At 56.3% G+C, this 13519-nt stretch carries 8 protein-coding genes; 1 reads left to right on the top strand and 7 read right to left on the bottom strand.

The features are described 5' to 3' along the window. From EDM57_RS18950 to EDM57_RS18930, 5 genes are all read right to left on the bottom strand, one after another. A complete protein-coding gene (locus EDM57_RS18950; protein WP_122906259.1) occupies positions 1-1266 on the bottom strand; it encodes a hypothetical protein in 1266 nt (421 codons plus the stop codon). Between the two features lie 183 nt (positions 1267-1449). Continuing rightward, positions 1450-2778 (bottom strand): hypothetical protein, encoded by a 1329-nt coding sequence (locus EDM57_RS18945; protein WP_122906258.1) that lies wholly within the window; start codon positions 2776-2778, stop codon positions 1450-1452. Positions 2779-2975: 197 nt separating this feature from the next. Continuing rightward, positions 2976-3560: an LOG family protein gene (locus EDM57_RS18940; RefSeq protein WP_122906257.1), complete on the bottom strand. Its 585-nt coding sequence runs from the start codon at positions 3558-3560 to the stop codon at positions 2976-2978. Between the two features lie 290 nt (positions 3561-3850). Continuing rightward, complete coding sequence (locus EDM57_RS18935; protein ID WP_122906256.1) at positions 3851-5215, bottom strand: aspartate aminotransferase family protein; 1365 nt, start codon at positions 5213-5215, stop codon at positions 3851-3853. Between the two features lie 14 nt (positions 5216-5229). Then, positions 5230-6738, bottom strand: coding sequence for a CoA-acylating methylmalonate-semialdehyde dehydrogenase (locus tag EDM57_RS18930; RefSeq protein ID WP_122906255.1), 1509 nt, complete (start codon positions 6736-6738; stop codon positions 5230-5232). A gap of 165 nt (positions 6739-6903) precedes the next feature. Between EDM57_RS18930 and EDM57_RS18925 the strand changes: the two genes are divergently transcribed. Beyond that, a complete protein-coding gene (locus EDM57_RS18925) occupies positions 6904-8568 on the top strand; it encodes a PucR family transcriptional regulator (protein WP_122906254.1) in 1665 nt (554 codons plus the stop codon). A gap of 68 nt (positions 8569-8636) precedes the next feature. Here EDM57_RS18925 and EDM57_RS18920 read toward each other — a convergent pair whose 3' ends face one another. Together EDM57_RS18920 and EDM57_RS18915 are read right to left on the bottom strand one after the other, a co-directional pair. Then, positions 8637-10901, bottom strand: coding sequence for a S8 family serine peptidase (locus EDM57_RS18920; protein WP_122906335.1), 2265 nt, complete (start codon positions 10899-10901; stop codon positions 8637-8639). 145 nt (positions 10902-11046) lie between these two features. Continuing rightward, the gene (locus tag EDM57_RS18915; protein WP_122906253.1) at positions 11047-13458 is read right to left on the bottom strand and encodes an AAA family ATPase; all 2412 of its coding nucleotides are present in this window, start codon (positions 13456-13458) and stop codon (positions 11047-11049) included. Positions 13459-13519 lie beyond the last annotated feature (61 nt).

Here is a 13519-nt window from a genome sequence, read left to right as displayed (position 1 = left end):
TCATTTTTTCCAGTCAAGTTGGATACGCTCTCCGGCAAGCTGGTATTGCACCGTGTACGTTTTTTCTGGCTTGTCCCCGCACACAAACGCAATCTCCTTTTTCACCAGATCGAGCTGTGTTTCATTGACATCAAACATCGTGATCGGCACCGCTTGCTGCTTGTCCCAGGACAAAATGGCAGTTGCCTTTTGCGTGGGGACATGGTAGACACCAGCTTCGTTCATCGTTTCATAATAGATCCAGCTGTGGTCCAACCAGACAACTTTCTCCACGAAATGCCCGGGGAAAAACTGGGCGACAGGCTTGTCCTTCCAATCGTAAAAACGGATATTGGCGGAGCTGTACAAACCTTCCGAGTCGATGACGGCCACCGTTTTTCGGTCTGGCGAAAATATTCCCTCGCTTTTCAATTTTACAAGATTGGCCTTTTCTTGCTCGATTCGCTGCTTTTCAGCCACAACGAGCGCATCTTCCGGAGAGAGGCTGACATGGGGAAGCTTCGCCAGGGAAGACAGCACATCTTTTGCCGGGAAATTGCTGTAGATCGTCAATGTCCCCTCTTCCGGCGCACCGTCGTAGGCAATGCCAATCGACGGATATTCCCAGGCATACGTGCCAATTCCGTGCAGATGGTAAGTAAAGTCAGGCTGGCCCCAGACGCCAAAAATGGAAAAAGCAGCGGAAGCAGCCGGCTCAGCGAGCTTCTCTCCATACGCTTGCAAATGCTGCGCCATATCGACAAACGCCCCCACGTCTGGCACACGATCGCGGCGATAGAGGGAAAACGCCTTCACTTTTTGTTCGTCAAACGTGACAAACAGGTAGTAATCCTGATAGGAATAGCCGATCAGCCCGTATTCCTGTTCAGTGAAGGCTGGCGTGCCCAGCTTGCGCAAAATCTCCTGCCTGGGCGTCTGAACGGTGATGCCCGGAACGATTTCTCCCTGGTAGCCCGGCTCAGCCAACACGCCAAACGCTTGCCCGTTTTCATCCCACTTGACGGCAATCCCCGCCTGATAATACGCATAATCGTCGAACGACTTGACGGCTTGTCCCAAAAATTTGCCCAGTGCGTCCCGTTGCCATTGTCCGCTCTGGAACACGTGGACAAGCGAAGCTTGCGTCTGCCCCTGCGCTGCATTCGCCTGATCTGTTCCGATCTGGCCCGGTACGGTCTGCTGCATGCCCGTAGCCACACCGGCCAATGAACCGGTTGCAAGCAACCCAAAGCTTGCAAGCAAAAGAAACATGTATTTCGCCAACACGGTAATCCCTCCCCGATCAACCTTTCCTTGTCTATCTTTCCCAGTTTAGCAAAACATACCGAATGATTGCCAATATTTTCTCCTGACTCCTGGCGGGTCTGCTGCAAAAAGCCTTGCTCCCACCGCTTGGGCAAAGCAAGGCTTTTCACGATTGATCGGTTTTTTTGCCTAGACAAAAAAGGCCTATTTCGATTCGCCGTGGAGATAGTTGTAGAATGGCTGGTCAACCCAGAACTTGTACGTTTCCACGTTCAGCTTGTCGCTCAGTTTTTTCAGCCCCGCCACCACTTTTGGCGACTCCTCGTTCAGGGAGAACGTCTGGACGATGTAGCGGCCTTCCTTGATGAGGTTGTTCGTGATTACCGGATAGTCGGCAAGCTCCGTACGGGAGTGGTAGAGCGGCTGCCACCAGGATGCTTTCAGCAGGCCCGTCACGTCTTCCTGATTTCGTTTCGCATACTTCAGCACCAATGGCTGGAAGCGTTCCTTCTCGGTTTTGCTCGCAAACTCGAAGCTCAGGTCGTATTCTTTTGCATAGGCGATAAAATTGCCATTTTCAATCTGCACGACCTGATAATCATCCGACTGGGTAGGCTCGCCCCATTCCTTCAAGTAGATGAAGGCGGATGTTTTCGGCTCGAACTGGACTTTGGCGTGGATGCCTTCGCTTTTCAACAGACCGATCAGTTGAATGGCGTGAGCAATATCGCTGTGTCCGTAAGTAATCGTGCGCTCCGGATCAAAGTGCGGATCGAAGGCAGCGTCTTTCAGGTTGTAGCCGGTAATCAGGTTTTGCTTGAGGCCCGTGTCGATGATCTCTTGCAGCTCTCCCGCCTTGATAATCGACGATTCGCTCCAGGCTTGCGCAAGCTTTCCGTAAATATCCGCATCCTGCACGCTGCCCAGGTAGTTCTTGTAGTCGCCGTGGAACTCTACGACTTTCCCCAGCAGTTGTACGGCCAGTTCTCCGGTCGTGTCACCGTCTGTCTTGATCGCGGCCAGCGTGCCCGCAGAAACAAGCCCGGTGTCAAGGGCAACGGCTACTTCCTGTGCAGCCTGCCAGGAAAGCGCTCCACCCTGTTGATAGGCAATGCCCGCCGTTTTCAGGGACGCCGCCACTTTGTCCTCGCTGTACGTGTAAGCAAGCTCGGCCAAATCAGCCGCCTTCACAGCGGCGCTGATCGCTTCCCAGGCGGCGATTTTCGCCGTACCTGCGGCTTGCGGAACGTAGCCTTTCGCGTTCGCTTCTGTTTCCGTTATACTTTGGGTAGCCGCAACCACCTTGGCGAGTGCCTGGGAAAATTGCCCGCGGGTCACTGCCTTGTCAAGCGAAATGCCGTATTGCTGCAGCAAAAAGCTGCCGTACTCTGCCTGCGCCGTTGCGCTTGCCGCTTCTTTGGCCAGGACCGCAACAGGCTGATTCGCTGCTGCTCCCGCTGTCGCCGGGAGAGCCAGCGCGGTGATGAGCGCCGCTGTGGTGGAAAGCTGAAGCCACTTGTTCGTTTTTCTCATGTCGGTTCCTCCTTATGTACGAAGCAAAATATATTTTTACTATTCCTATTTGTTAACTAGGATATATTGTCATCTACCTTATCACCTGTTCTTATTGTCTGTCAATCTTTTCTTGTTCCATGAAAAAGTGCCGTTCCAAAAAGCAAGAAAGCAGCTCGCTGCCGTTTTTCCAAAGCGAACTGCTTTTTTCTGTTCCCCTATTCTTCAGTCAGCTCCGACCATTTGTTCCCTTTGACTGGCGGCTTGTAGTCGCGCAGACGGTCGAGCAAAACAGCCGGATCGCTCTCGCACACGACCAGCTCTCCTTGCATCTGCGGGATGAAGCCTGCCTCTGTAGCGTGCCGCACCATTTCCAACAGCGGCGTATAGAAGCCGTCTACATTTAAAAGCCCGATTGGTTTCGAATGAATCCCGATTTGTCCCCAACTGACGACTTCAAAAATTTCTTCAAACGTGCCATAGCCTCCGGGCAAGGCGATAAATCCATCGGACAAGTCGTGCATTTTCGCTTTGCGCTCGTGCATTGTGACGACCTCATGCAGCTCTGTCAGCCCCTTATGTACGATCTCGCCGCGAAACAGTCCGGTCGGCATGACCCCGATCACTTTGCCGCCGCCTTCGAGCACCGTATTCGCCACTCGTCCCATCAACCCCATGTTGGAACCACCGTAAACCAGCTCAAGCCCTCTTGCCAAAAGCTCTCTCCCCAGCATTTCGGCATACTGGGCATAGGCCGGATTTACGCCTGGATTGGAACCTGCAAAAACACAGATACGTTTCATGCCATCCTCCTAGATCCATCAAAGTTGCGTGGCTTTTGGCACCACTTTTTTGTGTACTGGATCATTATACAAAAATCTGGAAAGGACAGATACATGTGAATATCAGGGAATTTCAGGAACAGGCAGGAAAATTTATGGGGAACGCTGCCGAACGTAGAAAAACACAGACACAAGGATAGCATCAGGAAGATTGCAGCGAAAAAAACAGCAGTCACCCCGGCCACGTCTCCCGTAAAGAGCGTGGGGGCTTCTGCTGTTTTCTTGACTTGAAAAGGCTTTCTTTCAAACTTCTATCCCAATGTGTCGAACGCTTCCTTCATAACGCGGGCAATAAAGTCGATGTCCTCGCTCGTGGTCGAAAAGGGCGGTGACAGCGTCAGGACGTTGTTGAAGCCGGGGATCGTGTCGCCGTTGCGACCGATGATGAGGCCGCGCTTTTTGCACTCGGCGATCACTTGCGTAAGCTTCGCCGGGGCCGCGGGCTCTTTTGTTTTGCGGTCCTCGACCATTTCGATGCCCATCAAAAAGCCGAAGCTGCGAATGTCTCCTACATTCGGGTGATCGGCCAGGAAAGCGAGCTTGGCACGCAATTCGTCCCCGAGCTGCTCGGCGCGTTCCACCAGTTGTTCCTCTTCCATAATCTGAATGTTTTTCAAAGCGAGCGCACAGGCCGCCGGATTTCCGCCAAACGTGTTGACGTGGCGGAAGTGCTGATTGTTGCCCGGCTCGTTGAACTTGTCGGCAATGTCGGCGCGCACAGCTGTTGCCGACAGCGGCAGGTAGGCGCTCGTAATTCCTTTTGCCATCGTGACGATGTCCGGCTTGACCCCGAAGTTTTGATGCCCGAATTTTTTGCCGGAGCGGCCAAAGCCACAGATGACCTCATCGACGATCATCAGCACGCCGTACTTGTCGCAAATTTCCCGCACCTTCGGCATGTACTCGGGCGACGGCACGATCACTCCCCCGCCTGTAATGGTCGGCTCCATGATGACGGCAGCGACCGTTTTTTCGCCTTCCCAGTTGATGACCTGATCGAAGTACCCGGCGCATTCCAGGTTGCATTTACCGTACGATTTCCCCGCCGGACAGCGGTAGCAGTACGGCGGCGGCACATGCAAAAACCCTGGCGCAAGCGGCTCGTACTTTTCCTTGCGCACGGCCTGGCCCGTCGCGGCGAGCGCTCCCATCGTGTTGCCGTGGTAGGCGCGGTGCCGGGAGATGAATTTGTAGCGGCCCGGCTCGCCGTTTTGGTGATGGTACTGGCGGGCGATCTTGAACGCGACCTCGTTCGCCTCTGATCCGCTGTTGGAGAAAAAGACGCGATACTCCTCGCCCAGCCACTCGCTCACTTTTTCCGCAAGGCGAATGGCCGGCACGTGACTTTGCGTCAGGGGAAAGTACGCGAGCTGCTTCAACTGCTCGTAGGCGGCATCTGCCAGTTCCTGCCGTCCGTACCCGACGTTGACGCACCACAGGCCAGCCATGCCGTCCAGGTAGCGGTTGCCGTCAATATCCGTGACCCAGGAGCCCTGGGCACCCGTCACAATCATCGGATTCGGATTATAGGGCGACATATGGTGCCACATGTGCTCGCGGTCTGCCGCAAGCAAGCTTTCCTTGTCGTACTCATGCAACAGTTGATCTTGCTCCATCGCCTACGCCTCCTTTATTTCACGAACACGTTTTGCGAGCCGATGCTCGTATCGCCATCTTCAAACCATCTGGAGGTAACTGTCTTTTTCTTCGTGAAAAACATGACGCCATCCTTGCCGTTGGCGTGCAGGTCGCCGTAAAACGATTCCTTCCAGCCCGAGAAGGCGAAAAAGCCCATTGGCGCAGGCACGCCCACGTTGACGCCGACCATCCCGGCCTCGACGCGCTGCACGAACTCCCTGCCCCATTTTCCGTTGTTGGTATAAATCGTCGCCCCGTTGCCAAAGCGGGAGCGGCTAATCGTTTCCAGTCCTTCTTCAAAATTTTTCACGCGCATGACACTGAGTACCGGAGCGAAAATTTCGTCGCGCACGATCACCATTTCCGCATCGGCCTGGTCAAAAATCGTCGGGCCAAGGAAGTAGCCTTTTTCGTGCTGTTTCGCATCTTCCCGGCCGTCGCGTACGAGTGTTGCACCGGTTGCGAGCCCTTTTTCAATGTAGCCGTGCACCTTGGCCAAATGCGAATCGCGGATCACCGGACCGAGATCGACGCCAGCCTCAAGCCCGTTGCCCATCGTCAGCGCGTTCGATTCTTCGATCAGGTGCGCCACCAGTTCGTCAGCGATTTCCTCGACAGCGACGACTGCGCTCGCTGCCATACAGCGCTCGCCCGCACAGCCGAACGCGGAGCTGACAATCGTTTTGGCGGCTCGCTTGAGGTCGGTGTCGGGCATGACCAGATGGTGGTTTTTCGCGCCAGCCAGCGCCTGTACCCGTTTGCCGTGAGCGGCGGCGGTCTTGTACACGTACTCGGCCACTGGCTGCGAGCCGACAAAGGAGATCGCCTTCACATCCGGGTGCTCCAACAGCCCGTTGACGACATCGTGAGCGCCATGCACGACGTTGAATACTCCGTCCGGCAAGCCCGCTTCCTTCAGCAGCTCCGCAATGCGAATGCAGGACAGCGGCGTGCGTTCCGAAGGCTTGAGGACGAACGTATTTCCCGCTGTTATGGCGATCGGATACATCCACATCGGAACCATCACAGGGAAATTGAACGGAGTAATCCCGGCCACGACGCCCAGCGGAAAGCGAATCACCTGGCTGTCGATATTGGCCGCGATATTTGGCAGCGTTTCGCCCATTAACAGCGTCGGCATCCCGCACGCAAATTCGACCATTTCCAGCCCGCGCAAAAGCTCTGCCTGCGCTTCCGGGAGATTTTTCCCGTTCTCCAGCGTAATCATCCGGGCCAGTTCGTCCTCATGCTTCATCAATAGACTGTGAAAGCGAAACATGATGCGAGCCCGCTCCACGACCGGAGTTGCGCTCCATCCGGCAAAAGCTTCCTTGGCAGCAGCAACGGCCTTGTCCACATCTTCTTTCGTCGACAGCGGCACGCGGGACAGCAGTTCGCCTGTCGCCGGGTTCGGCACGTCCTCAAAGCGGGCTGCCTGCGATTCCACCCATTGTCCCCCGATGTAATTTTTCAATGGAGTACCAGCAGCGGCTGTGTTCATCCTTTCAACTCCTTGCCATCTTTTGTTTGACAATTCCATTTTATCCAAAAATAAAACGCGCCATCACTAGACAAAATGTCAATCATTCGATAGCATTCATCATACATGATGTCAATTGCCCGGCTGCAAAGCACATAGGGAAACGGGCAGAGAGAGGAGAAGCCTATGAGCAATGACTGGCGACTGACCGTTGCCGAGGCGATCAAGCGCCCTTTGTTTCAGCATGCCGAGATCGTGGCAGGGCAGCGTGGTCTGTCCCGGCCTGTGCGCTGGGTCCACGTCCTGGAGACTGCCGATACGGGACGATTTTTGAATGGCGGCGAACTGATTCTCTCTACCGGACTCGGCTTCGGGGAGGCAAAAGAAAAGCGGCTCGCCTATTTGGCCGAGCTGATCCGGCGCAAGGCGTCGGGACTGTGCGTGGAGTTGGGCGCGTACATCCCGTCGATCCCTCAAGACATGCTGGAGATGGCCAACCATCACGAATTTCCGCTCATTGTGTTTCACCAGCCTGTGCGCTTCGTCGATATTACGCAAGATTTGCACGAGCACCTCATCAATCGGCAAATGCAGGCACTGCGAGCGCTCGAAATGTACTCTCGCGGCCTGCAGCAGCTCAGTCTGCAGGCTGCGGGCATCCCCAAGCTGCTCCAGCATTTCCAGTCAGCGGTAAAGACGCAGGTGCTGTTTTACTCGCCAGACGCCGCTGCCCAGTACGTCCCGGCCCTGCCGCATGCGGTCCAGCAGGAGTTGACCGAACTGCTGCGCACCCATTTTGCGCAGGCTGACACGAGCGATGCCAGCGTCCGCTTTCACCCGCTTTCTGCGACGAAGCAGTTGATCTATCAGCCTGTCATGGCAATGGGCCATCTGCTCGCTTACGTCGGATTGATCTTGTACGAGCGGGAGGCGGACGATTATTTGCTGTTGACCCTGGACAATACCGTCTCGGCGATGGCCCAGTTTTTCATGCGGAAAATGTTTGCGGAGGAACAGACGCGCGCCATGGAAAACCGCCTGTTCGACGAGCTTATCGCCAATCGCGCGATGCCGGAAGAGCATATGCGTACGCTACTCGGTCTGTCCGGCAGCAGCAAGACCCCTGCCTACTACACGCTCATCATCTCCTGTGAAAAAAGCACCGCCCTGTCAGATGACGCTCTCCCGCCGCACGATTTGACGGCCATTTTCCGCTCGCTGCTGACGCGGCAAGGATTTCGGCCGTTCATCCGCTGCACGGGCAATCGCTTTTACATTTTGCTCATCGACCGGAAGACAACAGCGAACGCTCGGCGGGCACTGGAAAAGGCGTGGGCGGAGATGAAGCGGATTGCCGGACAGATGCTCGGAGCAGACGCCCGGATTTCGTGCGGAATCGGACGTGTGGGCAAACGGTTGTCTGACGCCGGAAGACATCTCGCGGAAGCCGAACAGGCACTCGCTTTCCAGCGCGAAGCCACCAGTCCGTTTTTTGCGGACCTTGGCCTGTTTCGCCTGCTGTTTCACATCCCGACCGAGCCTGTGCTGATGAGCTTTATTACCGATTACCTTGGCCCGCTGCTTGCCCACGACGAAAAGCATGGTTCTGCCCTCGTGCACACGCTGCGCGTCTACCTAGATGCCAACCTGTCCAAGCAGGAGGCTGCCGAGCGACTGTTCATCCATCGGCAGACGCTCTATCACCGTCTGGAAAAAATCGCGGAACTGATCGGCGACGACTATACCTCCCCTGAGCGTCGCATCTGCCTGGAGATTGCCCTGCGTGCGCGGGAGTGGCTGGAAAAAGAAGAGGACGGCGCCACGATGCTGGAAAGCCCGCCCCACAACTGAAACCGGACACAAAAAGACACAGCCTTTCGCTCGCACAAAAGCAAAGGCTGTGTCTTTTGATTGCCGGACTACCGCTTTTTCGTTTTGCCTGGGTAGCGGAGGTCCAGACGATACTTCGCTTCCTTGCCGTCCGCAAGCTCCAGCCGTATCTTGTACAGACCGGATTTTGGCAGCTTCATCTTCAACGTTTCGGGATTGTCTGTCCCCGTCGCGGCAGCCAGCTCCTTCCCGTTGTTGTCGTACACGTACATCTGGAGGTCGGCGTCTTCATCCCACTCCAGCGACAAGCTCAGCTCGCCCGCTACAAAGGTGCGGATGACGTACTCCCTGTAAGGAGTCTTTTTGTTCAGCGTCCCTTTTTTCAGTTCGTTTCTGACCTCGTAAGGTTCGCTGTCCTCCTGACCGTTATCGTCGTCCTTGCCGTCCTCCTTCTCCTCTTCATCCTTGACCTTCGCCCATGTTCCTGTCGTGGCGATGGCGTACGGCTGCGGCCCTTTTGGAATGTTGTAGCCTTCCACTGTAACGGTATACGTCCCTTTTTCCGGCTCCACAATCCAAATCTGCTCGACGTTGTTCAGGTTGTCTACCTGGTCGTCGTACGGCGCTTCGAAAAAGTCGTTTCCGTTCAGACGCTCGCCGCTCGGGGTCGTGACCTTCAGATTCAGGTCGTTGACGAGCGTGCGCCGGGCGGCAAACGATGCGGGATAGTCCGTCCAGGCAAGCGTGATCGCGAACGGCTGCGAGCTGTCTGTCACTTTTACCGCGTACTCTGCCTTTTCCCGCGTGCGCAGCCCGTCCTTGACGTCCTTGTAGCTCGTCTGGATCGCCCGCGCCAGATTGGCCCGTCCGAAGCCTTGCTTGCGCATGTCTTCGCCCAGATCATCTGCACTCGTCAAAAGTATCGCCTTGAGCAGCGCGCCGCTCGGCTCCTTCTCCCCCTGCTCGTCCAAAAACTGCCGGATTTGCGCGACACCGCCTGCAAGAATCGGTGTGGCGAGGCTCGTACCGCTCATATAGGCGTAGTAGTCGTTGAAGCGCTTGTCAAAATTTTTGCTCGGAGCAAGCGACGAGCGGGTCGACAAAATCGACGTTCCCGGTGCAACAATGTCCGGCTTCAAGCGTCCGTCCTCCGTCAGCCCGCGACTGCTGTCTGTCCACACCTCGTCTTTGTTGTCGGAGTGGCTGCCAAGGTTCGGACGGACGTTTTCCGTTGCGCCAACGGCGATCACGTTTTTGGCGGTCGCCGGACTCCCGACGCTCTGATAGCCTGTCCAACCAGCGTTTCCGGCTGCGACCAGCGCAGTCATGTCCGGATGCTCCCACAGGAAGCGGTCGAAAAGAAACGAGCTTAAACTGTAGGCCCCGTTGTCATCGGCTCCCCATGAATCGGAATGAATCCGGGCTCCGTCCTCGTACGCTTCCTGCAAAATCGTCTCGACATCAGTGACCAGCTTGCCGCTGCGATCTTCAATCGAGTGAAAGACGAGCTTCGCATCTGGAGCCATTCCCTTGTACTGCCCATTCGATGCCTGGCCTGTGCCAAGAACCGCGCCCGCTACATGCGTGCCATGCCCGTGCCGGTCGCTCGCATCGTTTTGTCTGCCCATGGCGTACAAGCTATTGACCTGGCCTTGAAAATCCGGGTGGATCGACTTTACATCGCCTGTATCCAGACCCGTATCAGCCACGCCGACGATCTGTCCCTTGCCTGTGTAACCTGTAGATGCCAGCTCGTCCGCGTGAACAATCGTTGCCGCGATGTCATTGTGCAACTGATTTTCCGGGACAGGGATGATCGCGATGACATCCTCCGACTCGATGACTTGTCCAATCGCCTCTTCGTCCATCGTGACAATCGAAATGTGCGGAGCGATCTCCGGCGACTCGATCTCCTTGATATTCGCCTCGTCTGCCAGGCGGCTGACGGTTCGCAGCATGTCCACTTTTTGGTCGAAGCCGATCACCGCCACTTCTACCGGCTTGTTTTTTCCCAGCGTGGAACGCAACTGCGGTGCCAGTTTGGCCTGCGGATGATACGGAATCACTTTTTTCACAAAAGAAAGCTGCTCGATTTCTTTTCGCTCTTCCGCGGAAGGCAGCTTGGCCAAAAAGGCGTAATCCGGTATGTAATCGCCGAGCTTGACCCCCAAGTCTTCCAGTTCGTCCTTCCATTGCTCGCGCACCGGACCGGACAACTGAATGACGACGAGGTCACTGGCGCTTGGTCTGGACGATGTTTTCTCAAGCGCCAGCTCTTCCTGCGCTTCGATCTCGATATTTCCCCGTCGCTCTCCCGGCTGACTGGCCTCGGCCGGCACGCTTGCCAACAGCATGCCCAAAGCGATAGTCGTACTTAAGGTTGCTTGCCATTTTTTTTGCAAAGAAAAAACACCCTTCCCCCTCATGTCCTTGTTCTTCCATTATACGGGAAAGGGTGAATTGTCAAAAGAGTAGGAAGACCGTTGTCCGGGACAAAAACTAGACTTTTGTCCCGTTTTCTTCGGCTTCCCATGTGAAAAGAGGCTGAAAGTCGCTCCACAAAAGCGTCGTCAGCAGTTCATCGTCCCAGTTCTCGCGGGAAACGCCCGTGATGCGCATCGCCTGGTTCTGGATCGCCTCCTGCAAAAGATTGTGACTGAACCGCCCGTTTCCATGCAGCCGCTGCTCCTTGGAGGCTTGTTCCAAACGTTGCACAATCGCCGCCACGGCGCTTTCCTCGATCACATAGCCCGCCTTGTCGGCAGCCTGCTGCAAAATTTGCACAAGCTCTGCCACCGAGTAGTCGGGGAAGTGGATGTACTTTTTAAATCGCGACAAAAGTCCCGGATTGCTCAGGAGCAGCCCGTTCATTTCCCCAGGGTAGCCTGCCAGCACCACGACCAGGTTTTCCGCGTGTCGCGTCATTTCCTCGACGAGCGTGTGGATCGCCTCCTGGCCGAAGTCTTGCTGGCTTGGTCCGAGCAGAGCGTACGCTTCATCAATAAACAGCACACCGCCCAACGCCTCGCGCACTTTCCTGCGAGTGAGCGCCGCCGTCTGTCCGACGAAACCTGCGACCAGATCCGCCCGGCTTGCCGTGACGAGGTGTCCGCGCTTCAAATAGCCGACCTCCTGCAGCATCTGCGCATAGAGCTTTGCTACCGTCGTTTTGCCCGTACCCGGATTGCCGGTAAATACCGCATGCAGCTCAATCGCGTTCCTGGGCAGGCCTCTTGCCGCCCGCTCCTGCTGCACGGCGACATAGGCGGCGATTTTTTTCAGTTCGGCTTTCACCGCTTCCAGCCCGATCAACGATTGCAGCGTCGCTTCGGCGGACGATTCCGCAGTCGGCTGCGGTGCCTCGCTGACATCCTCCGGCCGCAAAATGGTGAAGTCGTCCCATTGCAGCGCTTTGCCTGCGGTCGCCCGCCCTTTGGCGAAAATCGCGTCCAGCACCAGATTGGTGACGGTGCGGGCATTGCCGAACGTATCGTCCACCTGCGCTTTTTCGATGCGCTCCCGCAAAGCCGTCTTGGCCGCCTCTGTCAGCGTAAAGTCGTTTCGCGCTGCTACCGCGTCCGCAATCTGCACCAGCTCGTCCGCGTCGTAGTCCGGCAATACAAAGTGCCCGGCCTGTGGAAAGCGGCTGTACAAGCCCGGATTGGCGTACAAAAACTGCCGCATTTCTTCCGGATAGCCTGCGAGTATCACCACAAACCGCCCGGCGTACTCTCCGCTCGTCATCGCCGCCACCAGCGTGTCAATCGCATTTTGGCCGTAGTCGCTGCCCGAACTGTCCGGCCGCTTCAAGCTGTACGCTTCGTCAATGAACAGCACACCGCCGTCCGCCTGCTTGATCGCCTCCATGACTCGCTGCTCTGTCTGTCCAACGTAACCGCCCACCAGATGGGAGCGGTCCACTTCCACCAACTGCCCGTTGGCAAGCAACCCCAGCTCGTGGTACAGGCGAGCGATCAAACGGGCCAGCGTCGTCTTGCCCGTGCCCGGATTGCCCATCAGCACGAGGTGAAGCGGCAGTTGATCGTGCATGTGCCAGCCTTTTTCCTCGCGCAGTTTGCGGTATTGCAAAAACTGGGCCAGCTGGCGCACGCGCTGCTTGATGTCGCGAAGCCCGATCAGGCTCTCCAACTGCTCCAGCGCGGACAGTTCGCCGTGACGCTCTGCTTCGGGAGCTTGGCTGGCAACATCCGTTTCTTCCTCCGGCAACAGCTGCTCTTTTTCCTGTGCCTGTCCGTTCAGGGCGCGAATCGTCTCTTGCAGCTGGGTCAACAGCTCTGCCGAGAAAAAGACGCCAGAAAGCGATGCCCCGTACGCCTGGACGCGCTCCAGCAGCTCGGACAGCAGCTTTTGCCGCCTGTCATACAGCTCGACCAGACCTGTCGCTGTTGCCTGCGCCCGTTCGTCCCCCAGCTTTATTGCCGTCTGTAGCGCATCTTTGGCAATTGCCTGCCACTGTTCGATTTCCGCCTGCGCATGTGTTGCCTTTTCCTGCACGACCTCTACGGCCCGTCTTTTCGCGACGACATTATCCGTCTCGCGCACGGTTGGAAACGCCGTTTCAAGCTCATGGCTGCGCAGTTGGGAAAAAGCGAGCCGCAGCCGAACCTCCAGTGCATAGGGATCGTCCGGCTGCAGCGTCAATGCCCGTTCCAGCCACTCTTGCGCCAGCGCAAAGCCGCCTTTTTTCGCCATGCGCAAAACAGACAGTCTAGTCAGGACAGCCGCTTCCGCACGATCATGCTGCCCGTTTGCACTGTCCGAACGTGTCTCTTCTATTATTTTTTGCAACAGGGCCAAACATTCGGCCTCGGTATATGCTTGAATTTTTGCGGGGTCGACCAGCGCGCCGTCTCCTGCAGGCTGCAAATCTCGCTCGTGTTGTTGCTGCATACTTTTTGCTCCTCCCGCTTTTATGTCATTCTTTGTTGTAGCACATTTGCCGCTGGAAGAA

The sequence above is a fragment of the Brevibacillus gelatini genome (genome assembly GCF_003710935.1).
GTDB classification, from domain to species: Bacteria; Bacillota; Bacilli; order Brevibacillales; family Brevibacillaceae; genus Brevibacillus; species Brevibacillus gelatini.
This window is presented reverse-complemented; position numbering and strand designations above follow the sequence as displayed.

What these genes read in the sequence shown, in the direction of transcription:
- EDM57_RS18945 (WP_122906258.1), bottom strand. Translation starts at nt 2,778, where the DNA reads ATGAGAAAAACGAACAAGTGGCTTCAGCTTTCCACCACAGCGGCGCTC.
- EDM57_RS18940 (WP_122906257.1), bottom strand. Translation starts at nt 3,560, where the DNA reads ATGAAACGTATCTGTGTTTTTGCAGGTTCCAATCCAGGCGTAAATCCG.
- EDM57_RS18935 (WP_122906256.1), bottom strand. Translation starts at nt 5,215, where the DNA reads ATGGAGCAAGATCAACTGTTGCATGAGTACGACAAGGAAAGCTTGCTT.
- EDM57_RS18930 (WP_122906255.1), bottom strand. Translation starts at nt 6,738, where the DNA reads ATGAACACAGCCGCTGCTGGTACTCCATTGAAAAATTACATCGGGGGA.
- EDM57_RS18925 (WP_122906254.1), top strand. Translation starts at nt 6,904, where the DNA reads ATGAGCAATGACTGGCGACTGACCGTTGCCGAGGCGATCAAGCGCCCT.
- EDM57_RS18920 (WP_122906335.1), bottom strand. Translation starts at nt 10,901, where the DNA reads ATGCTGTTGGCAAGCGTGCCGGCCGAGGCCAGTCAGCCGGGAGAGCGA.
- EDM57_RS18915 (WP_122906253.1), bottom strand. Translation starts at nt 13,458, where the DNA reads ATGCAGCAACAACACGAGCGAGATTTGCAGCCTGCAGGAGACGGCGCG.